Origin of the sequence: Georgenia sp. SUBG003 (genome assembly GCF_000715355.2) — a bacterium.
GTDB lineage: Bacteria > Actinomycetota > Actinomycetes > Actinomycetales > Actinomycetaceae > Georgenia.
The window spans coordinates 3,882,651-3,903,881 of sequence record NZ_CP180204.1; the positions used below are offsets into that span (position 1 = coordinate 3,882,651).

The following is a 21,231-nucleotide window of genomic DNA, read 5'->3' on the forward strand; positions in this document are numbered from 1 at the left end:
GCGTCCAGCTCGTCGACGCCCCCGTCACCGCCACGCCGCGGAGACGGGGGCGTCGACGTTGCCGTACGGCGGCTCGGGCCCGGGGCGGCCCGGCTCCGACGCGACGCCGACGCGCCCAACCGGCGCGTGGCGCTGGACCGCGTGCCCGCGGAGAAGGCCTTCGCCGGCGACATCGTCGCCGTGGCCGGCATCGAGGACATCACCATCGGTGAGTCCCTCGTCGACCCCGACGACCCCCCGGCCGCTGCCGCTCATCACGGTCGACGACCCCGCCATCTCCATGACGATCGGGATCAACACCTCCCCGCTCGCCGGCCGCGTGAAGGGCGCCAAGGTCACCGCGCGCCAGGTCAAGGACCGCCTCGACCGGGAGCTGATCGGCAACGTCTCGCTCAAGGTCCTGCCCACCGAGCGGCCCGACGCCTGGGAGGTCCAGGGCCGCGGCGAGCTCGCGCTCGCCATCCTGGTCGAGCAGATGCGCCGCGAGGGTTTCGAGCTGACCGTCGGCAAGCCGCAGGTGGTCACCAAGGAGATCGACGGCAAGCGGCACGAGCCGATGGAGCGGATGACCGTCGACGTGCCCGAGGAGTACCTCGGCACCGTCACCCAGCTGATGGCCGCGCGCAAGGGCCGCATGGAGACGATGGCCAACCACGGCACCGGCTGGGTCCGCATGGAGTTCGTGGTGCCCGCGCGCGGGCTGATCGGGTTCCGCACGCGGTTCCTCACGGACACGCGCGGCACCGGCATCGCCTCCTCGATCGCCGAGGGGTACGAGCCGTGGCAGGGCGCCATCGAGATGCGCAGCACCGGCTCGATGGTCGCCGACCGGGCGGGCTCGGTGACGCCGTTCGCCATGATCAACCTGCAGGAGCGCGGCTCGTTCTTCGTCGAGCCCACCTCCGAGGTGTACGAGGGCCAGGTCGTCGGGGAGAACTCCCGCAACGAGGACATGGACGTCAACATCACCAAGGAGAAGAAGCTGACCAACATGCGCTCCTCCACGGCCGACACCTTCGAGAACCTCGTGCCGCCGCGCCGGCTCACGCTCGAGGAGTCGCTCGAGTTCGCGGCCGAGGACGAGTGCGTCGAGGTCACCCCGGAGGCGGTGCGCATCCGCAAGGTCATCCTCGACTCCCAGGAGCGCTTCCGCACCGCCTCGCGCAACAAGCGGGCGGCCCAGGTCTGAGAGGCGGCCGCCTGCGTTCCTGGGACGAGGGGGCCATGATGGGGGCATGACGGACCTGCACGCGATCTCCCGGGCCCCGCTGGTCACGGGCGGCGTCCTCGGCGTCTTCGCCCACCCCGACGACGAGACGCTCGGCGCGGGCGGCCTGCTGGCCAGCGCCGCGTCGGCGGGGGTGGCGTCGGGGTCGTCACCGCGACCCGGGGGCCCGTGTGCACCTGTTCGCAGGGCCGCTCGGAGAGGTTGTTCGGCGCCACGTTTCACGTGAAACAGAATGCGAGAACGCAACAGTCGCCGACCCAGCTCGAATCCGACGCCGCGCCGGTTGAGTCTTCGCTTCGATCCACCCCGTGCGCCGACCGGGCCGAATAGACGGCGAAGGCAGCCGGTCTGGGGTACCAAGACCGTGGTGCCGCGTCAACAAAGACGGGCGAGGCGCCAGCTCGCTGGGTCGCCGGCATCAGCGGTTCTCGACCAGCGCTGTCTCGGCATCTCCAGCCGCCCATTGTTACGCGCACGGCCGCCATACCTACCCCCGACTGCCCCTGCAGCCCCGGCGCTCGGCCGCTCGGCGCTCGGCGCTGCTGCGGAGTTCACGTGAAACCGCGAAGACCCCCATTTCCGCCTCGCGCCGGGACTGGGCATTGGCGCGACTTAGGACCTGGGGGGCAATATGCAGAGCCCTTGCCCCGAATGCCGCGTGGGCGCCGCGTTCGGACCCGCTTCCCGTAGCGTGCTGACTCAGTTCCGATCCGGTCTGGCTCTGCGCTCGGACCACTTCCCGCGGCGTACTGACTCAGTTCCCATCCTGGCTGGCGCTGGGCTAGGACTGAGCGGTCCGGCTGCGGTTTCGCGGAGGCTGGCGCACGATTCGAGGAAGCCGACGCGCCCTCGCGTACTCCCACCGTTCCACGTCCGGACGGCTCGTGCGGAAGGCGTCGACGCTCGGTCCGGTCTGGTGCTCCTGCTGGTAGTCCTCGAGGGGGACCAGGTGCGGAGGGATGACGGTGGCTCTCCGGATCCCGCCGTCGTCGGCGAGCGAGACACCTGCGCCGGTGAGGTGCAGCGTCTCCCGGACGGTGGTGGCGAGATCGTCGAGCACGGCGTCGGTGTCGTAGGGCTCGACCAGGGTGCGTACGAAGTCCGAGAGGGTCTTGACGAACAGATCGTGGTCGTACACGCGTGCCGGTCTCCTTCCTCCGCCGTGGGCGAGGTCGGGGGACTTCGAGGGTCAGTCGACGGTAGCCCGGGCGCGCCGGGGCATCCGAAGCAGCTAAGGGCCGGGCCGGGCCGAGCTGCCGCCGTGCCCCTCCGCCGACATGCGTCTTCCCCGCCCGGCGCCGCGACGCCCCCAGTGCGCCAGCTCCAGAGCGGCGAGGGCCGCCGTCGTCCCGGGCTCCCCCGGAGCGCCAGGCCGCCACCGGCACCGGGCCGACGGCGCAGAGTGAGCGGGGTGGGCGGTGCTGGCCCGCCCAACTCTCGATCGGCTCGGACGGCCAGGGCAACTCCCTGGAGCACATCAAGGAGATCATGTCGACCTCCATGGAGTCCCTCATCCACCACTTCAAGCTGGTGACCGAGGGCTTCCGCGTCCCTGCCGGGCAGGCGTTCGTCACGGTCGAGCACGCCAAGGGCGTCATGGGGGTCCACGTCGTCTCCGACGGCGGCACCCGCCCCTACCGGGCCCACTTCCGGGACCCGTCGTACTCCAACCTTCAGTCCACGGCGATCATGTGCGAGGGCGGGCAGCTGGCCGACGTCGTCGTGACGCTCGCCTCGCTCGACCCCGTCCTGGGAGGGTGGACCGCTGATGTCCAGCGAGACCTTCGCACCCGAGGCCGACGCGCGCCTGCGCGCCGAGGCCGCCGAGATCATCTCGCGGTACCCGCAGCCGCGCTCCGCGCTGCTGCGAGGCGGGCGAGTTCACGGTCGCCTGGGTCGACGGGACCGTGGCCCCGCTCGTGCTGCGCCCCGCGGGCGACGAGGTCGCTCCGTTCACCTCGACCCTCCGCGAGCGGGTCCAGTCCTCGGTGGTGCACACCGAGAGCCTGGACACGCCCGGCGGGGCCTTCGTCCGCGTGAACATCCGCCGGGACGACAGCGGCGCCCTGCTCTCGCAGATCACCGTCCAGGGGGCCCTGCGCGGCGACGACGCGGAGCGCCAGCTCATCGACGACCTCGAGCGACGCGCCCGATCTGCTGTGGGGCTTCCCACATGAGCGAGCCCCGGCCCGTGGGTCGGACGGCCTCGGATCTTTGCTAGAGTCTCATCTCGCCGATCCCGCGTAGCTCAATAGGCAGAGCATCCGACTGTTAATCGGACGGTTACTGGTTCGAGTCCAGTCGCGGGAGCAGCAAGGCCCGGAACCAACGGTTCCGGGCCTTTGTCGTTTCCGCTCGCCGGCCGGGAGGCGGCGGTCACTCCTGGCTGAGCGAGCGGCGCCGGTTCTCCAGCTCCATGAGCTGGGCGAAGATCTGCCCGTAGCCCGGGTCGGACGGGTCGGTTCGCTGGAGCGTGCCCTTGACGTCGGCGATCTCGCGGGTCCGGCGGTCATGGCACTCCTTCGTGACGTGGGGCTCAACGGACCAGGCACGGAGCTTCGGGTCGAACGTCCAGCCCTCGACGAGGTACTGCATCGCGACGGAGTCGTCGCGGGTGCCGAGACCGTGCTGCAGGTAGAGCTCGTGCGCGGCGGCGAGGGCGTCGCGGTCGAGCTCGACGCCGAGGCCGGGCCGGTCCGGTACGGCGATGCGGCCGTCCCGGATTTGCAGGGGCTCGCGGGTGAGCGCCTGGCCGTCCTGCCAGATCCAGTGGGTGTCCAGCGCGGTGATCTCACCCGGCGCGGCCGCGCCGACGTGGGTGAACATCGCCAGGGAGATGTCGAAGTGGTTGTTGGAGTGGGAGCCCCAGGTGAGCCCGAAGTCGCGGCAGAGCTGGGCGACACGGACGGATCCGCGCATCGTCCAGAAGTGCGGGTCCGCCAGGGGGATGTCGACGGCGCCCGAGCGCACGGCGTGGGCCATCTGCCGCCAGTCGGTGGCGATCATGTTGGTCGCAGTCGGCAGTCCCGTGGCCCGGCGGAACTCGGCCATGGTCACGACCAGGACCTGGGGTTCATGCGGTGGCTCACCGTGAGGACGCCCGACGGCCACCAGATCCTGCTGGAGCGTCCGGGTCCGCCGTCGATGGACGACCGCACCGCCGAGCAGGTCCGGGACCTCGTGACCAAGGGCGCCGCCGGCGGCCACCTCTTCTTCACCACCGACGACGCACAGGCGATGTACGAGCAGCTGGTCGAGCGCGGCGTCGACATCACCGACGAGCCGGAGCGTCGCCCGTACGGCCTGGACTTCGGCCTGCGCGACCCGTTCGGCAACCACATCCGGATCGCCGAGCTCTCCGACGTCCCGACGGCGCAGGCGAGCGCGTAGCGACCCTGCGGCCGCCCCCCGCAACGTCTCGGTCGTAGAAAGGACTCCACCATGTCGTTCCAGGCCTACCTCGACACGATCGAGGACAAGACCGGACTCACCCCGCGCGAGCTGCTCGAGATCGCCCGCAGCAAGGGTCTCGACCAGCCGGGCGCCAAGGCCGGTGACGTCGTCGCCTGGCTCAAGGAGGACTACGGCCTCGGTCGCGGCCACGCGATGGCCGTGTGGCACGTCATCAGGAACGGCCCGCGGATCAGCACCAAGCACGTCGGAACCGGCGCGACGCACAGCGACGAGTCGGACACGCTCTGGCTCGACGGGAAGGCGACCCGTCCGGCGTGACGCGAGCACCGTGCTAGCGTCCGAGGTCGAGATCGTCGACGTCGTGGTGCCCGACCCGGGCCCGGGCGACGTCATCGTCGACATCGAGGCGTGCGGGGTCTGCCACACGGACCTCTCCTACCGCGATGGCGGCATCAACGACGAGTTCCCCTTCCTCCTCGGGCACGAGGCCGCCGGGCGAGTCTCCGCCGTCGGCGAGGGCGTCACGCACGTCGCGGTCGGCGACTACGTGGTCCTCAACTGGCGCGCCGTGTGCGGGGGAGTGCCGCGCCTGCAGGCGCGGCGAGCCGAAGTACTGCTTCGCCACGCACAACGCGAGCAGGAAGATGACGCTGACCGACGGCACCGAGCTCACCCCCGCGCTCGGCATCGGCGCGTTCATCGAGAGGACGATCGTCCACGAGCGCCAGTGCACCAAGGTCGACCCGCAGGCGGCACCCGAGGTCGCCGGCCTGCTCGGCTGCGGCGTCATGGCCGGCATCGGAGCCGCGATCAACACCGGCGAGGTCAAGCGCGGCGAGTCGGTCGCCGTCATCGGCTGCGGCGGCGTCGGCGACGCCGCGATCGCCGGCGCCAAGCTCCCACCACCCTCGTGGTGGGAAGGCCCCCAGCAGACCACTGGGTTGATAGGCCGGACGTGGAAGCGCGGCAACGCGTGGAGCTGACCGGTACTAATTGGCCGACAACTTGCCACAACACCAACACGTGTTGGAAGAAACGAAGAGTGCTACGCGTCCACTGTGCGGTTCCCGAGATACGCACCCCCGACCCGGCCGGTCGGGCACCGATATCTCCATAGAGTTACGGCGGTCACAGCGAGGGGGAAACGCCCGGTCCCATTCCGAACCCGGAAGCTAAGCCCCTCAGCGCCGATGGTACTGCACGGGAGACTGTGTGGGAGAGTAGGACACCGCCGAACACCCGTTACAAGGAGGCCGCAACTTTACAGTTGCGGCCTCCTTGCGTTTCTCGAACATCCAGCACAGATGCATGCGGAATAAGTCCGCGAGAGGAAATATGTCCACGTCAGGGAACAACCAGGACGACGGTTACAAGCGCAAGGGTTCGGAGCCGAATCATCGGGATGCCGGCCGACGTTCTGGTGACGGTCCCGATCGAGGGCCCGATCGCCGTGCCAGGGATGGCCGGTCCGACCGGCCATGGTCCGAGGATCGCGGGCGTGGTCGTGGGCGGGGCGACGGTGGCGGAGCCACCGGTCGACGCCCAGACGACCGAGAGCGTCGGACCGATGGGTCCGGTGGTTCGGGTGCGGGCAGCTACGGCCGGGGGAGCGGTCCCGGCGAACGTCGGCGTGAGGGTGGTTACGACCGTGACGCCCGTCGTGGTGGCGAGCGTCGTGAGGGCGGCTTCGAGCGTGGGCCGCGCCGTGAGGGTGGCTTCGACCGTGGGACCAGCGCGCGGCAGGTCTCCGACAGGGCCGGGGTGATCCCGGAGACGTGCACCCACCGGGCGGTCGCGACCGGCCAGCCCGAGACGTGCATCGGGCCGAGCCGAGAGGCCGCGGAGCCGCGGCGGTAGTAGTAGTAGACCCTCGCGCCGGGGTCCTTCACGTACACCGCCGTGTTCGCGCCCGGGTCGCGCGCGACCCACCGGGTGTCGACGCCGGACGCCGAGATCGCCGCGAGCACCCGGTCGCCGAGCGGGTCGGCGCCGAGCGCGGAGATCCACGCCGTCGGAACGCCGAGCTCGGCAAGGTACTGCGCGAGGTTCGACTCGGCCCCGCCCGCGGAGATGGTGAAGGTCTCCGCCGTCGCGACCGGGCCGGCGTCCGTCGAGGTCACCATCGCCATGGTCTCCCCGATGCAGAGCACCTCCGGCAGCGGGGCGACGCCCGGGGGCGCGTCGAGCCGTGGCTCACCGGGCGCCTCGAGGACGGACGGGGTTGAGGATGTTGCGCGGCCGCCGTCCGGCGACGACGTCCACCACGTTCTGGACGGTGCGCCGCTTGAGCTCCGCGTAGGACTCCTCGGTGTAGAAGCCCGCGTGCGGGGGTGAGGACGACCCGGTCGAACTGCGTGAGCGGGTGATCGGCAGGCAGCGGCTCGGTCTCGAAGACGTCGAGGCCCGCCCCCAGCAGGTGCCCGGACCGCAGGGCGCGACGAGTGCATCGGTGTCGACGACGCCGCCGCGGGAGGTGTTGACGACGACCGCGTGCTCCGGCAGCCGAACGAGCCGAACGCCGGGTTGAGCGCCGCGAGGAACTCCTCCGACGGGTACGCCCCGTCCTGGTAGATGCCCTTGTACCCGGCCGTGCACGCGTTGCGCACGTACTCACCGGTCAGCTGCCACACGATCCAGTCCGCGGCCTCGACCCAGTGGTCCATCGCCGCGTAGACCTCCGGGTCCTCCTCCAGCAGCTGGAGCCCCTTGGCGAACTCCCACTCGCTGGAGATGAACCCTCCGTACCGGCCGATCCAGGCCTCCCCGCGCGCGTGGGCGAGCTCGTTGATCCGGTCCGCCTGGCCCTGCGCCGCGTGGTGCTTCCACAGCTTCACGTACGCGTGCGGGCGCCCGCGAACTCCTCCAGCTCGCACAACGGGGTGCCGTCCGCCCGCACCGGCACCATCGTGCACGCGGTGAAGTCCGTCCCGACACCCACGACGTCACCCGGGTCCACCCCCGCGGCCGCGAGCGCCCCCGGAACGGCGACCTCAGCACCTCGACGTAGTCCGCCGGCACCTGCAACGCCCACTCGGGCGGCAGCACCTCGTCCGCGTGCGCGCTCAGCACGGCCTCGCCCCCGGCCTCGTCGGCGTCGAGGTAGACCTCGAAGCGGTTGCACGTGGCCAGCACGACGGCCCCGTTGACGGCAGGGTCTTCCGCCACGACCTGACGGCCGAGGGCGTTCGCACCGGAGCTGAGGCGGTCGATGTCGGCGAGGTCCAGGTCGTGGTGGTTGGCGGAGAGCATCAGAAGCACCACAAGACCCACATTGAACCATTCCGCCGGCGGCCAGGCACAATGGCCCCCGTGACGAATTCGACCACCCCGCCGACGTATCCGTGGAAATGCCCGCCCCCGCGCTGCTCCGGGCATTTCGTGGTGACCGACCCGACACCCTTCCGGTGTGGTTCATGCGACAGGCCGGCCGCTCGCTGCCGGAGTACCGGAGCCTGCGCGAGGGGGTCGGGATGCTCGACGCGTGCCTGCGCCCCGAGCTCGCGGCCGAGATCACGCTGCAGCCGGTGCGCCGCCACGGGGTCGACGCGGCGATCCTGTTCTCGGACATCGTGGTGCCGCTCAAGCTGGCCGCGCGAGGTGGAGATCGTCCCCGGCGTGGGCCCCGTGGTGGCGGAGCCCGTGCGCACCGCGAGCGACGTGGACCGCCTCCTGACCACCGCCCGGGCGACCGACGACGACCTCCACGCCGCGCGCCCGCAGGTCGAACGAGCGCAGGAAGGGGCTCGCCAGGGCGAGAGGATGAACGGCGGAGCACACGTCGTGCACGAGCCCGGGCGCGAGGCCGAGGTCCAGGGTGCGTGCCCCGCCGCCGAGCGTGGGCTGCGCCTCGAGGAGGAGGACGTCGAGGCCCGCGCGCGCGAGCGTCACCGCGGCGGCCAGGCCGTTGGGCCCCGAGCCGACGACGACGGCGTCCCGCACCTCGCGGGTCATGGCATCAGCCCTGGTAGTCCGACCGGAGGACGATGGCGATCGCCTGCGTGGCGCTCGAGCTCTCGACCACGTTCCCGATGTTCAGGAGGCGTGCGACCTCCTCGGCGGTGGCCTGCAGCTCCGGGTTGTTGTAGTACAGCGTGGTGGTGGCCGGGGTGCCCGAGGTGTAGTCGTCGGCGACGCCGCCGGTGAAGCCCTCGCCCGCCAGCGTGCCGACGCGTCCGTCTCACTCTCCGGTTGCTGACGCTCCCGGGCGATTCGGCCGCGGGAGTCGGCGAACAGTGTCCCATTGCTGCGGGCACCACTCGGAACCGCGGCGTCCCCATGGTCGGCGCCGCGTGAGAGGATCGCCCGGTGTCCACGGCCGTCGAGTCCCGGGCCCGGTGCTGCCGTGCCTCGAACCGCCCTGCTGGCGTCCGCCCGGTGTCACATGCCCTTCACGGAACGTCGGCGTCGAGTCCCGCATGACTCGCACCACACCCACGCTCGTCCGCGACTCCTTCTTCAGCAGCATCGGCGTCCTGGTCCAGGGTGGCGCGCGTTTGCCTTCAACGTCGTGGTCGGTCGCGTCGCGGGCCCGCGGTGCTCTCGTCGGTCAGTGCCGGCGTGGCGCTCGCCACCTTGGTCAGTCTGCTGACTCCTTCGGCCGCGGGCCAGGCCGCATCGAGGTACCTGGCCATGGAGATGGGCGCAGGACGGCAGGAGATGGTGGGAGGGATCGTCCGCCACATAGGCGGAGACGCGGTCGGGCTCCGTCATGGCGCTGGCTGCGCTGTTCGGCTTCCTGCCCCAGGCCGTCGTGTCGATCTTCGGCGGCGTGTGGGCGGACCGGCACGACCGCAAGCTGCTGGTCATGACCGCGGACGCCGTCATCGCGGCCTCGACTCTCGCGCTCGCGCTGCTCATGCTCGCCGGGGTGACGGACCTGTGGCTGGTGTACGCCACGCTCGCGATCCGCTCGGCCGGCGCCGGGGTGCAGACGCCCGCCGTCACCTCCCTTCTCCCCCCAGATCGTCCCGACGGCCAAGCTGATGCGGGTCAACGGCATCAACGGGACCATCCAGTCCGCCATGGTGCTGCTCGCACCTGCTGCGGCGGCCGTCGTCTACGCCAACTTCTCGATCGTGGCGGTCTTCTTCGTCGACGTCGTCACCGCGGTGATCGGCATCGGCCTGCTCGCCGTGCTCTCCGTCCCGCGCCTGGTGCGCCCCCGACGGCGAGCGCCCCGGCTACCTCGACGACCTCGTCGACGGCGTCCGGTACGTCGGCAGCCACCGCTTCGTCCGCTGGCTGCTGGCCCTGTTCGCCGTCGTCTTCCTGCTGGTGGTCGCGCGTCCGGGCTCACGGCCGCTGATGATGGTGCGCACCTTCGGCGAGGAGGTGTGGAAGCTGACACCAGGCCGTCGGCGGCCGACCCGGGGCCCGGCCGCACCAGGGCCGCGATGACGAAGAGGTGCGCGACGTAGACGGTCAGCGACAGCTGACCGACGGCGACGAGCGGCCGGACCCAGGCCCCGGCCCGTGGCACGAGAAGAAGCGCGACGGCGACGACGAGCACCGCGCTGCCCGTCCCGCTGAGCAGCCACAGCGGCATCTGCGAGTGCGCGACGGCGGAGACCAGGCGGTCCGGCCCCACCTCCTCACCCGGCTGGCCCACCAGCCCGACGAGCACGCGTGAGACCACCATCCCGCCGATCCCCGCAGCCGCCCCGACGACGGCGAGCCGCACCTGCAGCGCAGCGTCGGTCAGGTCACGGCGGCCGAGCCACATCCCGAGGAGGAACGGCGCGACCCAGGTCACCACGGGGTAGGGCCCGCTGAGGACCACGGCGGAGAGGATCTCGGCCGGCGCGTTGGCGAGGGTCGCGGGCTCCATGTCGAAGTCTGTGCCCCGCTGGCCGGCGATCCAGACGAGCGGCCCGAGCACCGTCGCCCCGGCGGCGCACACCAGCAGCCAGGCGTCCGGCAGGCGGGCCACGGCGACGGCGACCAGGAACAGCACCGCATAGGTCGGCAGGATGACCTTCACGTCGTGGTCGAGGAGCTGCAGCGCCAGCCCGGACACCAGGGTGGCGCTCGCCGCCGTGTTCGCCGTGCTCGGCTCGCTGGCCAGCCGCAGCGAGGACCTGCAGTCCAACACCGGCCCCATCATGGGCGTGATCATGGTGGCGACCTTCGCGGGCATGTTCGCCACCGGCACGCTGCTGACGGTGGCGTCCTACGTCCCGGTGGTCTCCTCCGTGGCGATGCCCGTGCGCATGCTGGGCGGGGAGGTGCCGATGTGGGAGCCGGTGGTCTCGCTGGCGGTCACCGCCGTCACGGCCTACCTGCTGGTGCGGCTGGGGGAGCGGGTCTACCAGCGCGCGGTGCTGCAGGGCGGCACCGCGCTCACCTGGCGCCAGGCCCTCAGGCTGGAGGTGTAGGCACGCCGGCCCGCGCGGCCACGCCCAGCATGGCGGGAAGCGCCCGCTCGACGGTGTCCATGGTCGCGGTCAGGCTGATCCGGAAGTGCCCGGGCGCGCCGAACAACCGTCCGGACAGCACGTACACCCCATGCTGCGCGAGGGCGGCCGCGTACGCGTCCCCGTCGCCGCCCGGGGGCCGGCGCTCCAGAGGTCGACTGGCGCCCGGCGTTCCGGGTGGCCGCCATCCCGTCCTACAAGGAGCACCGGCTCGCTTCCGACGGCGGCGAGCAGGTGCCTGCGGCGCTGACCGCCCAGGTGCCGGTCATCGTCGAGGCGCTGGCGGCGCTCGGGATCGCGCGCGTCGGCGCTCCCGGCTTCGAGGCGGACGACGTCATCGGCACCCTCGTGGCCCGGGAGGTGACCGCGAGAGACGGGGAGCGGGGCGCGGTGGAGGTGGTGACCGGGGACCGCGACCTCTTCCAGCTCGTCGACGACGACGCCGGCGTCACCGTGCTGTACCCGGTCAAGGGCGTGAAGAACCTCCAGGTCGTGGACCAGGCGGCGCTGCAGGAACGTTACGGCGTGCCGACCGGTGCGGCCTACGCGGACATGGCCACCCTGCGCGGCGACCCCAGCGACGGCCTGCCGGGGGGTTCCCGGCGTGGGGGAGAAGACCGCCGCGTCGCTGCTGCGCAAGCATGGCACCCTCGCCGGGGTGCTGGCCGCGGTGGAGAGCGGCGAGGTCAGCGCCGGCCAGCAGGCGAAGTTCCGTGCGGCCCGGGACTATCTCGCCGTCGCCCCGACCGTCGTCCAGGTGGCCCGTGACGCACCCGTCGGTGTCGATGTCCTTCACCTGGCTGAGGAGTCCCTTGATCAGCGGCGAGGACTCGTCTCGTGAACTCACGCGTTCCCTCTTTCGTTGGGCGTCGACGGTGACGACGCTGGCGGTGCCACACCTTCGTTCAGGGTAGGACCATTGTCTTACCTTGACCCAGCTGCTGGCGAACCTTGGGTCGACGCGGACGTGTGAGACTGCTGACACGCGCCGCCCGAGGTCCTCGCGCCGTCCTGCGGGCTTGCGCGCGAGGGGCGCACTACGGTGGGCTTGACCACACGCCCCCCGCGGACGCGGGGAAAGCACGGAGCACGGGCCGCACCGCCGGCCGGGAAGGTAAGGACACACGTGGCAGTCAGCGCGGGCGCGGGAGCCGGCAGCAGGTTCGGCTTCACCACCGGGCAGGTGATCCAGGAGTTTCTCTACGACGACGACGTCGACCCTGGGGTGCGCGAGGCCGTGGCGGAAGCCACCGGTAACGAGCTGGTCGACGAGGACTACGACGACGTCTGCGACGGCACCCTGATCTGGTGGCGTGCCGACGACGGCGGGCAGGAGGAGCTGACCGACCTGCTCGTCGACGCCCAGTCCAACCTCGACGACGGCGGCGGGCTGATCTGGGTCCTCAAGGCGTCCATGTTCCGCACCACCCCGTTGCAGCGGAACTCCGCGGGCGAGTGCGGGTCGACGTTCAGCAGCAGGATCGCGTCGGCGTCCCGCGACTCGAGCGCCAGATCCGGCCCCAGGAGTAGAACACCCGCTGCAGGCCGGTCAGCCCGTCGATCACCGCCGTCCACGCCGCCGAGGCCCTGCTGGCGCAGCGCGATGTCGTAGGCCTTGATCGCGATGGACAGGCCGCCGAGGTCGCCGATGTTCTCCCCGATCGTCAGGGCGCCGTTGACGTGGTGGCTGCCGTCGAGCTGCGCGGGGGAGTACGCGTCGTACTGGCCGATGAGGGCCTTGGTGCGCTTCTCGAACTCCGCGCGGTCCTCGGGCGTCCACCAGTCCGTGAGCCGGCCGGTGCCGTCGTACTTCGAGCCCTGGTCGTCGAAGCCGTGGCCGATCTCGTGGCCGACTACGGCGCCGATGCCGCCGTAGTTCCAGGCGTCGTCGGCCTCCGGGCAGCGTCGCGCCTCGTCCAGCGCCGCGACCGAACCCACGCCGCCGGCGTGGCACCCGTAGCGCCACGGAAGGCGCGGATGAAGTTCCGCCTGCTCATGTGGGCGACGGCGGCCAGCCGATCGACCGTCAGCGACTCGTCGAGGTGCTGCAACGCCCACTCGAGCACTCGCGAGACCGGGTCGTCGGTGGAGCGTGCGGGAAGAGGCCGTTCGATGTACTGAGCCTGCCCGCCCTCGCGGTGGGGGGCGACCACCAGCCTGCGTGCCACCCGGTTGGCCGCCTGGGCCCCGAGCCGGCTGCGGACAAGATGCAGGCAGGCGTCGATCGCCGACGCCGTTCCTGCGGAGGTGAGCACGTCGCCGTGGTCCACGTACAGGACGGAGGCGTTCATGGCGACGTCAGGATGGCGGTCGGCGAGCATGTCGGCGGCCATCCAGTGCGTGACGGCCCCCGGCCGCGTGCCGGGAGCGGCCGAGCCGGGCGCCGTCGAGACCGTAGCGGCGGTGGTACTCCTGCGGCGACGGGAAGAACCCGCCGCCCGCGGAGGACATCCGCTCGCGCTGGACCCGCAGCATCATCACCGCGTCCGGGCGTGCCTCCTCGATGGCGGCGTCGAGGTCGTAGCTCACCGTGCAGGGCCAGGACTCCATGCCGACGGGCAGCAGGGTCGGGGGGCGCGACGAGTGTGACCTTCGCGCGAGCGTGTGCAGCAGCTGCACGTCGGAGCGGGCGACCCGGGAGTGCAGGACGTCGCCGACGATGATCACGGACGCCCCCTCCAGCGACGAGCCCTCGGGGGCGGGCGAGTCGCCGCCCGTGGTGAGGTGGCGGCGCAAGGTGAAGGCGTCGAGCAGAGCCTGGGTCGGGTGCTGGTGGGTGCCGTCGCCCGCGTTGAGGACGGGCACGTCGATCCAGCCGGCGTGGGCCAGCCGGTGGGGCGCGCCGGAGTCGTGGTGGCGGATCACCACCCCCGTGCGGCACCGACTCCCCGTCCACCTCGACCGAGAAGTCACCGAGCAGCGCGATCCTGACGCCCACCGCCACCTCGATTCGCCACAGCATGCTACGTCCGCCGCCGCACCCGCAGGAAGGGGGAAGCGACCGGTCGGACCAACCTCTCCCTCGCGCGGTCACCTCCCTCTCCCCTAGCGGGCCTAGCGGGCCAGGGCCGCGAGAGCCTCACGGATTTCGCGGCGACAACACCCTTTTCCGGACTGTGCGCGAATCAGGACCGGCGCGAGCAGGCCTCGTCGGGACCCGTTCCTGCGCGCACGTACGCGCCAAGCTGGACAGGCGCCAGTGGCGGTCGCAGCGGATGCACGTCACTCGCACGCGTGAGCAGAGGTGGAGAGCTGCGTGGTCGGCTGGCATGGGTCCCGCAGCCCGGGAAGCCGCCCGAAATGTGTCTATGCCCGAGCGAGGGGGGACGACAGCGAGCCCGGGCCGCGCGAGGCGCCCCTCCAGCCATCGAGCCCTAAGCGCCAGCACACCTGCGTGGGATAGCGGCGGGTCGCTCCAGCCGCGGGCATCGCCCGGGATGCTCAGCAGGCCGCTCCCGTGCAGACCCAGGCCCCGGCCGGCGGCGGGAACGAGCCCGAGTCCGCCACCGGCATGCTGGCCCTGGCGCAGCGCCTGCACGACGAGTACGTCAACAACGGCCGCGAGGAGGGTGAGCGGATCGTCTCCGAGGCGCAGGCCGAGGGCGCGCGCATCATCAAGGAGGCCGAGGACCAGCACAACCGCACCCTCACCCAGCTCGAGCAGGAGCGTTCGCTCCTGGAGCGCAAGATCGACGAGCTGCGCACCTTCGAGCGCGACTACCGCACCCGCCTGAAGAGCTACCTCGAGTCGCTCCTGAGCAACGTCGAGTCCGGGGCCAGCCGCAGGCGATCTGACCCGCAGCCACGACGGCGGACGGCGGCGACCCTCGGGCGCCGCCGTCCGTCGTCGTGGGGTCGACGTGGGAGGATGACCCCGGATGGAAAGCCAGCCCGAGACGCCGACCGGCCGCGCCACCCACCGCCCAGCGCCAGACGCCGCAGGCGGACGTCTACATCGTCGCCGTACCGACTCCGTTCGACGACGACCACCATGCCGACCTGTCCTGGATCGACGCGGCCACGGACGCTATCGCCGGCGTCCTGCGCGGAGGCGAGCTCGTCATCCTCGAGTCCACGTCACCGCCGGGGACGACGCAGCGGATCGCCGACCGGATCCTGGGGGCGCGCCCGGACCTGTCGCTGCACGGCGAGGGGGGACGCCCCGTCGTGGGATTCGCGCACTGCCCCGAGCGTGTGCTGCCGGGCCGGATCATGGTCGAGCTCGTCACCAATGACCGCATCATCGGTGGTATCACCCCCGACGCGCGGCGCGTGCCCGGGACCTGTATGCCACGTTCTGCGACGCTGAGCTGCTGCTCACGGACGCCCGCACGGCCGAGCTGGCCAAGCTCGCGGAGAACTCCTTCCGCGACGTCAATCCGGCGACGCGCCCGCCGTAGCGTCAGCCACGCAGCACCGCCCCGACCCGCTTGCCGGCGACCTTGACGATGCGTCTGCGGACTCCGGCGGTCTCCTCCGCCGTGAGCGTGCGGTCCGCGGCCCGCAGCCGGAGCGCGAACGCGAGTGACTTCTTGCCCTCCCCCAGCTGGTCGCCGGTGTAGACGTCGAAGAGACGCACCTCCTCGGCCAGGTCCCCGGCACCCTCGACGACGGCCGCGAGCACGTCGGCGGCAGGCACGGAGTCGTCGACCACGAGCGCGACGTCCTCCTTCGCCAGCGGGAACGTCGAGACCGGGTCCACCTGGACCGGCTCGGCCGGGCCGGCGGCGAGGACGGCGTCGAGGTCGAGCTCGAACGCCACGGTCCGCTGCGGCAGCTCCAGCGCCGCGCTCACCTTGGGGTGCAGCTCGCCGGCGTGGCCGACGTCCGGCAACTTCGCGTGGCTGAACTGGCTCACCATGGTCCTGGCGTTCTCCGCGGTGTCCGACGACGTCCTCGCCCGGGTCCTCCCGCTCGGCGAGGCCTCCCACGCGCCGTCGCCGGTGTGGTTCGTGGTCGTGGTGCTGGCCGTGAGCCTGCTGCTGGTGGTGCTGAGCTGGTGGCCGGCGAAGAATCTGGTCTCGAGGCGCCAGGCCATGAACGCCTCGTTCAACCGGTGGCACCTCGTCGGTGCCTACGGCGCCGGGTCGATCACGCGGCGCCGCTCGGAGGTGGTGGTCGAGGGCACGGAGGACGACGACCCGTTCACCACGGACTGGCACGAGTACGGGTTCAAGGGGAAGCCGGGGCGGGTCGACCGCCGGCCACGCCAGTACGCGCCGTACCACCTGCGGCTGGACTGGGGAATGTGGTTCCTGGCGCTCGGCTCACCGTCCCAGCACCGGTGGTTCACCATGCTGCTGCGCCGCCTGCTCGAGGCGGACCCGGGGGAGCCGGGGCGGCCGGACCACTGCGCGAGACACCTCGGCGGCCGTTCGTCATGCGCTGCCTCGCTCGGCGAAGACCTCGGGGGAGACAGCGCCCGGCAGCCTGGTCACGAAGTCGAGCACGCCCACCCAGGAGGGCCGCAGAGCGATCCGCGCCATGCGGACGCCCGGGCGGTCGACGGCAGCCACGTTGGCGTCGCCCTGCTGCCGGCCGGCGTAGCGGCGATGCGCCAGGACGTACTCCGGGACGATGCCGTCGACGTCCGTGACGACGGCGTCTCCGCGCAGCAGGAGGACCTGCGGAGGCGTGGCCGCGGCGTCGATCGTCACCGCGATGCCGGGGCGGGCTCTGATGGCTCGGATCTTGCGCGCGCCCGCGAACGTGCAGAGGACCAGCTCGGTGCCGCTCCAGTGGAACAGCATGGGAAACACGCGGGGCGTGCCGTCGTGGGCGACGTACGCCACCCGAGCCAGTTCGGTGGAGCGGAGGAGGGCCTGGGCGACCGGTGAGCGCAGCAGGCCCACGTCGCCCTGGGGCAGCGCCGTGACGTCCTGAGCGGTCCGACCGGCGGTGGGCTTCGCGCTCATGCGGTCACCCGCAGTCGCCTGTCGAGACGCCCGAAAGGGACGTCTGCCCAGGCCCGTGGGCGGGAGCCCGACGGGGGGCACCCGGGCCGGGCAGCGAGCGCCCCCGGGCCCACCCTGGGCCCCTCGGGGAAGGGTGGGCGGGAGCTGCCCGGGAGGGTGTTTCCGCCCTCCCGCGAGGGCGCTCCCTCGTGGGATCGTTCTGGCGAACTCTGGACTGATGTGGGCTCATGGGTCTTCCCCGCCCTCGTGAGTGGGGATGCGGTCCGCTTGTCGGCGACGTCCACCTCGCCACGGCGCTGTTCTTCGACATCGGTGTCTACCTCGTGGTCATCGGTCTCGTGCTCGACATCCTGCGCTCGCTCGGCGCCGAGGTGGACCGCCACGGCGAGATCGAGGGCAACCAGGCGCCCGACGTCGCCTTCGACGACCCCGCCCACGTGACCGACGACGCCGTGCCGGCGCCGGACGCCCGGCGCGACGACGAAGCCCAGCCGGCGAGGAGGTGCCCGATGAACATCGACATGGCCCCCAACCTGTCCCTGGTCCTCCTCGTCGCCGTGCTCGTCGGCACCGGCGTCTACCTGCTGCTCGAGCGCTCCCTGAGCCGCGTCATCATCGGCATCGCCCTGGTCGGCAACGGCGTCAACGTGCTCATGCTCGTCGCCGGCGGCGACGCCGGCGGTCCTCCGCTGCTCGGCGAGACCGCCCCGAGGACATGTCCGACCCCCTGCCGCAGGCCATGGTGCTCACCGCCATCGTCATCACCCTCGGCATGACCGCCTTCCTGCTCGCGATGGCGTACCGGTCCTGGCAGCTCAACGGCCACGACGAGGTGCAGGACGACCTCGAGGACCGCCGCATGCAGCCACCACCCGCTGGGCCGACCTCCTCGCCAACGGCGACCCACCGTTCTGAGGCCCGGAAGGCAGCGCGGGACCCGCCACGACGACCAACCCGGCACGCCAGCGCGCCAGCACGCCAGCACGCCGGATAACCCCGGCACGCCCGAAGAACAGAGCATCTCCGCGCGCTACAGAGAACGCGCCGTCTGCACGGCCATCCTCCCGCGCGCGCCAACCGGTGTGCCGCCAGAGACGTCTACGCTCCGACCAACGGCCGGAGGGGCGTAGACGCAGTCCTGGGGCTCAGTTACCGCGGCGTTCGCGAAGGGCGGCGAGGGCCTCCTCCAGGAGGGCGGCACCGTCCTCGTCGGAGCGCCGCTCCTTCACGTAGGCGAGGTGAGTCTTGTACGGCTCGTTCTTGGGCGGCACGGGGAGGGTTGTCCTTGTCCTGCCCGGCCGGGGAGGCCGCAGCGCGGGCAGTCCCACACCTCGGGGGATCACGGATGTCAGGCTCCTTGGCGAAGCTCGGCCGGACCTCGTGCCCGTTGGCGCACCAGTAGCTCACCCACGCTCCCGCAGCTGCGCCACGGCCGTGACCACGCGTGCTCGATCGCCCCCGGGTCCGTGGGGTCCGTCGGGAAGGTGGCCGTCGCGCCCAGCCGCCCGTCCTCGTCCACGACCCCGGCCGCGATCTTGGTCCCGCCGATGTCAACGCCGATTGTCAGCATAAGTCCCACCTCGTTCGTCAAAAGTCTCGCCGGCATCTTCGCGGCTCCGGCGTGTTCGGTGCGAGAGGCACGCCGACGAGCCGTTCCGGCCGATAATGTGCACCATACGGACGCCCCCTCTGCCGATGGAGACAGCATGGACGAGTTCACCACCCCTCGCCGGTCGAGGTCGACCCGGCGCGCAGCATCACCGACTACCTGGTCGACCATGCGCGCCAGCGGCCCGAGCAGGTGCTCTACGAGCAGAAGGTCGGCGAGGAGTGGTGAGGGTCAGGGACTCATCACGGGCACCGCCAGCCGAGTCGGCATCGTGCCGGGCGCTCATCGCCCAGTGCGATCAACTCCCGATGGTGTTCCCCGCGCCGGTGGTCGTCAAGGCTCCGGCGGGGCACTCGACCCCCACACTCCGGCAGTGGTCCCGGACCCTACCTCTTCCTCATCCGCCGATCCGCCTAGGCTCAGCCCATGCCGAACCCCACCGCCGCCATGCTCGTCATCGGTGACGAGATCCTGTCCGGACGCACCCGCGAGGCCAACGCGTACCACCTCGCCGGGGAGCTGACCCGGGTCGGGATCGACCTGCGCGAGATCCGCGTGGTGCCCGACGACCACGAGGTCATCGTCGAGGCGCTCAACGCCCTGCGCGCCGGCTACACGCACGTGTTCACGTCCGGCGGGATCGGCCCCACCCACGACGACATCACCGCCGACGCCGTCGCGGCGGCCTTCGCGTCGGGATCGACGTGCGCGACGACGCGCGCGAGCTCCTCGAGGCGGCGCTCGCCCGGCGGGGGGCTCACCCCGACCGCGGACCAGTTTGTTGCTCACGTGACGAAGCGCCCGGCACTGCCGGCGCCACTTCCTGCCCCCCAAGGATACCGGCGCTGCACCGCCCCGGGCCGCCCGTTTTCCCCCCGAGAGCGGACTCCCCCGGGGCCTGGCACGGGCACTTGCGGGCGCGCCGCGCTACCTCGGGGCGGGCAGCTCCGTGCACGCCGGGCCACCTCGAGCGGGCAGCTCCGTGCGCGCCGGGCCAAGGCTTTCCGGCCAAGCGACACGGTAAGTGGGCCTGAGCTGATGAAGTCGATCGAGACCAACTTCATCGGCCCGGGGCACTCACGGTTACTTCACCCGGCCGCCGCTCGTCGAGCACGACCGACAGCTGGCGGAGACAAGGGCATCGAACATGTGACGGAGCGCCCGGGGGCCGTCGGCGCAGAACTCTCCGGAGGACCGGTCCACAGGCTCCGCCACGCGAGTTCCGCTCCACAGGTCAGCCGACACCCCGGCTCGACGCGGGCCACGCTGTCACGATGCCGCCCCCGATACCGTCACCCCGCCCCAGCCAACCGTCGTGCTGTCCCGCGACATCGGGTACGGCACCGCTCGATCCGCCCACCGAGCCGGCGAACTGGTACGCGTACGTACCGGTGCGTACGTCCTCAGCAGCGAGCTCCCGGCCGAACGCTGGGCCCATCGCGAGTTCCTTGCGCTCGCCCGGTGCGTCGCGGTCTCCCAGCAGCTGCCCCGTCGAGTCGTCCTGAGCCACGAGTCTGCCGCTCTCGTGCACGGGGCCTGGGTCCGTCCCTCGGACGAACGGACTCATCTGAGCGTCGGATGGCGACCCCACAAGCCGGACGTGCCCGACCTCGACGCCACTACGAGGTGATGTCCGTGAGTGACGTCATCGCCGGGCCGCGCAGCGGCCACCGGGGGGGACTCCCCGCCCGCAAGGACCCGCAGGATCTCGCCCAGCTCGACGCCACCCGGTCAGCCTGCGCCGTATCGGCGCGCTCTTCCGCCCGTACGCCGGCCGCCTGTCCGTCGTCGTGGGGCTCATCGTGGCCGCGTCCGTCGTCGGGCTGGCCACCCCTCCTCACCCGTCACCTCATCGACGAGGCGATCCCCCAGCAGGACGTGCAGCTGCTGCTGCTCCTGGTCGGCGGCATGCTCGCCGTCACCGTGGTCAGCTCCGTGCTCGGCGTCCTGCAGACCTGGCTGTCCACGACCGTGGGCCAGCGAGTCATGCACGGACTGCGCACGGACGTCTTCACCCACCTCCAGCGGCAGTCCCTCGACTTCTTCACGCGGACCCGCGGCGGCGAGGTCCAGTCGCGGCTCACGCACGACATCGGCGCCATGCAGTCCGTCGTGACGACGGCGCCACGTCGATCGCCTCCACCTCACCACGGCCGTGCCGGCCCCGTCCTGGGGGTGAGCACGGACACAATGGGCCGTACCACCGAGGAGCGAGAACGATGACCAGGTACCTGCTGCTCAAGCACTACCGTGGCGCGCCGACAGCCGTCAACGACGTGCCGATGGACCGATGGACGCCCGAGGAGGTGTCGGCCCACATGCGGTACATGGACGACCTCGCCGCCCGGCTGGTGCGGACGGGCGAGTACGTCGACGCCCAGGCGCTCTCCCCCCGACGGCGCTTTCGTCCGCTACGACGGCGAGGGGCGGCCCCCGGTCAGCGACGGGCCGTTCGCCGAGACGAAGGATCTGATCGCCGGATGGATGGTGATCGACGTCGAGAGCTACGCGCGCGCCGTCGAGCTCGCCGCGGAACTCTCCGCCGCTCCGGGCGCCGGCGGCAAGCCGAATCCACGAGTGGCTCGAGGTGCGGCCGTTCCTGACCGCCGCCCCGACCGTCGACCGGAGTGACCGGCGCCACTGGACGAGGCC

Annotated in this window: 17 protein-coding genes, 1 tRNA gene, 1 rRNA gene and 20 pseudogenes; 20 read left to right on the forward strand and 19 right to left on the reverse strand. The window is 71.7% G+C overall.

What is annotated here, in order from left to right; all coding sequences use genetic code 11:
* Positions 1–129: 129 nt before the first annotated feature.
* Positions 130–1,189, forward strand: a pseudogene (locus DA06_RS20700) (translational GTPase TypA); the annotation flags it as partial.
* Positions 1,190–1,235: 46 nt separating this feature from the next.
* Positions 1,236–1,454 (forward strand): hypothetical protein, encoded by a 219-nt coding sequence (locus tag DA06_RS20705; protein ID WP_418605912.1) that lies wholly within the window; start codon positions 1,236–1,238, stop codon positions 1,452–1,454.
* A 555-nt stretch (positions 1,455–2,009) separates the two neighbouring features.
* Here the strand turns inward: DA06_RS20705 and DA06_RS20710 are convergent.
* Positions 2,010–2,366 carry a hypothetical protein gene (locus DA06_RS20710; protein WP_418605913.1) on the reverse strand — a complete coding sequence of 119 codons (357 nt, stop codon included), beginning with the start codon at positions 2,364–2,366 and terminating at the stop codon, positions 2,010–2,012.
* Between the two features lie 284 nt (positions 2,367–2,650).
* On the opposite strand from DA06_RS20710, the pseudogene DA06_RS20715 reads away from it, so the two are divergent.
* The 3 genes and pseudogenes from DA06_RS20715 to DA06_RS20725 all read left to right on the forward strand — a co-directional run.
* Positions 2,651–2,986, forward strand: a pseudogene (locus DA06_RS20715) (NADH dehydrogenase subunit D); the annotation flags it as partial.
* Positions 2,987–3,264: 278 nt separating this feature from the next.
* Positions 3,265–3,405 carry a hypothetical protein gene (locus tag DA06_RS20720; protein WP_418605915.1) on the forward strand — a complete coding sequence of 47 codons (141 nt, stop codon included), beginning with the start codon at positions 3,265–3,267 and terminating at the stop codon, positions 3,403–3,405.
* 60 nt (positions 3,406–3,465) lie between these two features.
* A tRNA-Asn gene (locus tag DA06_RS20725) sits at positions 3,466–3,538 on the forward strand.
* Between the two features lie 226 nt (positions 3,539–3,764).
* On the opposite strand, the pseudogene DA06_RS20730 reads toward DA06_RS20725, so the two are convergent.
* Positions 3,765–4,279 (reverse strand): annotated as a pseudogene (locus DA06_RS20730) (enolase C-terminal domain-like protein); the annotation flags it as partial.
* Positions 4,280–4,303: 24 nt separating this feature from the next.
* On the opposite strand from DA06_RS20730, the gene DA06_RS20735 reads away from it, so the two are divergent.
* The 4 genes and pseudogenes from DA06_RS20735 (at position 4,304) to rrf (ending at position 5,879) form a co-directional block, all read left to right on the forward strand.
* Entirely contained in the window at positions 4,304–4,618 is a 315-nt protein-coding gene (locus DA06_RS20735) for a VOC family protein (RefSeq protein WP_418605916.1), read from the forward strand.
* A gap of 51 nt (positions 4,619–4,669) precedes the next feature.
* Positions 4,670–4,960, forward strand: coding sequence for a DUF4287 domain-containing protein (locus tag DA06_RS20740; protein WP_043499233.1), 291 nt, complete (start codon positions 4,670–4,672; stop codon positions 4,958–4,960).
* Between the two features lie 10 nt (positions 4,961–4,970).
* Positions 4,971–5,541, forward strand: a pseudogene (locus tag DA06_RS20745) (alcohol dehydrogenase catalytic domain-containing protein); the annotation flags it as partial.
* A 221-nt stretch (positions 5,542–5,762) separates the two neighbouring features.
* A 5S ribosomal RNA gene (gene rrf, locus DA06_RS20750) occupies positions 5,763–5,879 on the forward strand.
* A 403-nt stretch (positions 5,880–6,282) separates the two neighbouring features.
* On the opposite strand, the gene DA06_RS20755 is transcribed toward rrf, so the two are convergent.
* The 4 genes and pseudogenes from DA06_RS20755 to DA06_RS20770 all read right to left on the reverse strand — a co-directional run.
* On the reverse strand, positions 6,283–6,792 hold the full coding sequence (locus DA06_RS20755) for a PfkB family carbohydrate kinase (protein WP_418608132.1): 510 nt from the start codon (positions 6,790–6,792) through the stop codon (positions 6,283–6,285).
* Positions 6,759–7,256, reverse strand: a complete 498-nt coding sequence (locus DA06_RS20760) for an NAD(P)-dependent oxidoreductase (RefSeq protein ID WP_418608133.1) — start codon at positions 7,254–7,256, stop codon at positions 6,759–6,761. The genes DA06_RS20755 and DA06_RS20760 overlap by 34 nt, the downstream gene beginning before the upstream one ends.
* Positions 7,147–7,684 (reverse strand): annotated as a pseudogene (locus DA06_RS20765) (ribulokinase); the annotation flags it as partial. The gene DA06_RS20760 and the pseudogene DA06_RS20765, both read right to left, overlap by 110 nt.
* 84 nt (positions 7,685–7,768) lie before the next feature.
* Positions 7,769–8,017 (reverse strand): annotated as a pseudogene (locus tag DA06_RS20770) (hypothetical protein); the annotation flags it as partial.
* Here DA06_RS20770 and DA06_RS20775 point away from each other — a divergent pair.
* Positions 7,990–8,311 (forward strand): annotated as a pseudogene (locus DA06_RS20775) (uroporphyrinogen decarboxylase family protein); the annotation flags it as partial. The pseudogenes DA06_RS20770 and DA06_RS20775 sit on opposite strands and share 28 nt — an antisense overlap.
* A gap of 24 nt (positions 8,312–8,335) precedes the next feature.
* On the opposite strand, the pseudogene DA06_RS20780 reads toward DA06_RS20775, so the two are convergent.
* From DA06_RS20780 to DA06_RS20790, 3 genes and pseudogenes are all read right to left on the reverse strand, one after another.
* Positions 8,336–8,593, reverse strand: a pseudogene (locus DA06_RS20780) (FAD-dependent oxidoreductase); the annotation flags it as partial.
* Between the two features lie 4 nt (positions 8,594–8,597).
* A complete protein-coding gene (locus DA06_RS20785) occupies positions 8,598–8,801 on the reverse strand; it encodes a LytR C-terminal domain-containing protein (protein WP_418608135.1) in 204 nt (67 codons plus the stop codon).
* Positions 8,802–9,698: 897 nt separating this feature from the next.
* Positions 9,699–10,622 carry an acyltransferase family protein gene (locus DA06_RS20790; RefSeq protein WP_418605917.1) on the reverse strand — a complete coding sequence of 308 codons (924 nt, stop codon included), beginning with the start codon at positions 10,620–10,622 and terminating at the stop codon, positions 9,699–9,701.
* Between DA06_RS20790 and DA06_RS20795 the strand changes: the two genes are divergently transcribed.
* Positions 10,612–11,016, forward strand: a complete 405-nt coding sequence (locus DA06_RS20795) for an ABC transporter permease (protein WP_418605918.1) — start codon at positions 10,612–10,614, stop codon at positions 11,014–11,016. The genes DA06_RS20790 and DA06_RS20795 overlap by 11 nt on opposite strands.
* Here the strand turns inward: DA06_RS20795 and DA06_RS20800 are convergent.
* A complete protein-coding gene (locus DA06_RS20800) occupies positions 11,000–11,206 on the reverse strand; it encodes an aminotransferase class I/II-fold pyridoxal phosphate-dependent enzyme (RefSeq protein ID WP_418608137.1) in 207 nt (68 codons plus the stop codon). The two genes, DA06_RS20795 and DA06_RS20800, sit on opposite strands and share 17 nt — an antisense overlap.
* 5 nt (positions 11,207–11,211) lie before the next feature.
* On the opposite strand from DA06_RS20800, the pseudogene DA06_RS20805 reads away from it, so the two are divergent.
* Positions 11,212–11,833: pseudogene (locus DA06_RS20805) on the forward strand (5'-3' exonuclease); the annotation flags it as partial.
* A gap of 405 nt (positions 11,834–12,238) precedes the next feature.
* Positions 12,239–12,454 (forward strand): annotated as a pseudogene (locus DA06_RS20810) (DUF3052 family protein); the annotation flags it as partial.
* A 47-nt stretch (positions 12,455–12,501) separates the two neighbouring features.
* Here DA06_RS20810 and DA06_RS20815 read toward each other — a convergent pair.
* From DA06_RS20815 to DA06_RS20825, 3 genes and pseudogenes are all read right to left on the reverse strand, one after another.
* Positions 12,502–12,993: pseudogene (locus tag DA06_RS20815) on the reverse strand (M13-type metalloendopeptidase); the annotation flags it as partial.
* On the reverse strand, positions 12,909–13,376 hold the full coding sequence (locus tag DA06_RS20820) for an AraC family transcriptional regulator (RefSeq protein WP_418605919.1): 468 nt from the start codon (positions 13,374–13,376) through the stop codon (positions 12,909–12,911). The gene DA06_RS20820 and the pseudogene DA06_RS20815, both read right to left, overlap by 85 nt.
* Positions 13,377–13,428: 52 nt before the next feature.
* Positions 13,429–13,968 (reverse strand): annotated as a pseudogene (locus DA06_RS20825) (aspartate carbamoyltransferase); the annotation flags it as partial.
* 1,005 nt (positions 13,969–14,973) lie between these two features.
* Between DA06_RS20825 and DA06_RS20830 the strand changes: the two are divergent.
* A pseudogene (locus DA06_RS20830) lies at positions 14,974–15,440 on the forward strand (UDP-N-acetyl-D-mannosamine dehydrogenase); the annotation flags it as partial.
* A gap of 17 nt (positions 15,441–15,457) precedes the next feature.
* On the opposite strand, the gene DA06_RS20835 reads toward DA06_RS20830, so the two are convergent.
* Positions 15,458–16,093: a hypothetical protein gene (locus DA06_RS20835; protein ID WP_418605920.1), complete on the reverse strand. Its 636-nt coding sequence runs from the start codon at positions 16,091–16,093 to the stop codon at positions 15,458–15,460.
* Between DA06_RS20835 and DA06_RS20840 the strand changes: the two are divergent.
* Positions 16,044–16,322, forward strand: a pseudogene (locus tag DA06_RS20840) (lipase maturation factor family protein); the annotation flags it as partial. The gene DA06_RS20835 and the pseudogene DA06_RS20840 sit on opposite strands and share 50 nt — an antisense overlap.
* 111 nt (positions 16,323–16,433) lie before the next feature.
* Here DA06_RS20840 and DA06_RS20845 read toward each other — a convergent pair.
* Complete coding sequence (locus DA06_RS20845) at positions 16,434–16,970, reverse strand: pyridoxamine 5'-phosphate oxidase family protein (protein WP_052436257.1); 537 nt, start codon at positions 16,968–16,970, stop codon at positions 16,434–16,436.
* 263 nt (positions 16,971–17,233) lie between these two features.
* Between DA06_RS20845 and DA06_RS20850 the strand changes: the two are divergent.
* A pseudogene (locus tag DA06_RS20850) lies at positions 17,234–17,359 on the forward strand (MnhB domain-containing protein); the annotation flags it as partial.
* Between the two features lie 132 nt (positions 17,360–17,491).
* A pseudogene (locus tag DA06_RS20855) lies at positions 17,492–17,964 on the forward strand (Na(+)/H(+) antiporter subunit C).
* 151 nt (positions 17,965–18,115) lie between these two features.
* Here DA06_RS20855 and DA06_RS20860 read toward each other — a convergent pair.
* Both DA06_RS20860 and DA06_RS20865 read right to left on the reverse strand, forming a co-directional pair.
* Positions 18,116–18,377: pseudogene (locus DA06_RS20860) on the reverse strand (RNA polymerase-binding protein RbpA).
* 40 nt (positions 18,378–18,417) lie between these two features.
* A pseudogene (locus tag DA06_RS20865) lies at positions 18,418–18,540 on the reverse strand (ROK family protein); the annotation flags it as partial.
* A gap of 486 nt (positions 18,541–19,026) precedes the next feature.
* Between DA06_RS20865 and DA06_RS20870 the strand changes: the two are divergent.
* Positions 19,027–19,215, forward strand: a pseudogene (locus DA06_RS20870) (molybdopterin-binding protein); the annotation flags it as partial.
* Here the strand turns inward: DA06_RS20870 and DA06_RS20875 are convergent.
* Together DA06_RS20875 and DA06_RS20880 are read right to left on the reverse strand one after the other, a co-directional pair.
* A complete protein-coding gene (locus DA06_RS20875; protein ID WP_418608360.1) occupies positions 19,191–19,340 on the reverse strand; it encodes a hypothetical protein in 150 nt (49 codons plus the stop codon). The pseudogene DA06_RS20870 and the gene DA06_RS20875 overlap by 25 nt on opposite strands.
* Before the next feature lie 473 nt (positions 19,341–19,813).
* Positions 19,814–20,089: a hypothetical protein gene (locus DA06_RS20880; protein ID WP_418608361.1), complete on the reverse strand. Its 276-nt coding sequence runs from the start codon at positions 20,087–20,089 to the stop codon at positions 19,814–19,816.
* Positions 20,090–20,214: 125 nt separating this feature from the next.
* Here DA06_RS20880 and DA06_RS20885 point away from each other — a divergent pair, with 125 nt between their 5' ends.
* Both DA06_RS20885 and DA06_RS20890 read left to right on the forward strand, forming a co-directional pair.
* On the forward strand, positions 20,215–20,802 hold the full coding sequence (locus DA06_RS20885; RefSeq protein ID WP_418608139.1) for an ABC transporter transmembrane domain-containing protein: 588 nt from the start codon (positions 20,215–20,217) through the stop codon (positions 20,800–20,802).
* A pseudogene (locus DA06_RS20890) lies at positions 20,799–21,199 on the forward strand (YciI family protein); the annotation flags it as partial. The gene DA06_RS20885 and the pseudogene DA06_RS20890, both read left to right, overlap by 4 nt.
* Positions 21,200–21,231: the final 32 nt, after the last annotated feature.

What these genes read in the sequence shown, in the direction of transcription:
- DA06_RS20705 (WP_418605912.1), top strand. Translation starts at nt 1,236, where the DNA reads ATGACGGACCTGCACGCGATCTCCCGGGCCCCGCTGGTCACGGGCGGC.
- DA06_RS20735 (WP_418605916.1), top strand. Translation starts at nt 4,304, where the DNA reads ATGCGGTGGCTCACCGTGAGGACGCCCGACGGCCACCAGATCCTGCTG.
- DA06_RS20740 (WP_043499233.1), top strand. Translation starts at nt 4,670, where the DNA reads ATGTCGTTCCAGGCCTACCTCGACACGATCGAGGACAAGACCGGACTC.
- DA06_RS20795 (WP_418605918.1), top strand. Translation starts at nt 10,612, where the DNA reads ATGACCTTCACGTCGTGGTCGAGGAGCTGCAGCGCCAGCCCGGACACC.
- DA06_RS20820 (WP_418605919.1), bottom strand. Translation starts at nt 13,376, where the DNA reads ATGCTCGCCGACCGCCATCCTGACGTCGCCATGAACGCCTCCGTCCTG.
- DA06_RS20835 (WP_418605920.1), bottom strand. Translation starts at nt 16,093, where the DNA reads ATGGCCTGGCGCCTCGAGACCAGATTCTTCGCCGGCCACCAGCTCAGC.
- DA06_RS20845 (WP_052436257.1), bottom strand. Translation starts at nt 16,970, where the DNA reads ATGAGCGCGAAGCCCACCGCCGGTCGGACCGCTCAGGACGTCACGGCG.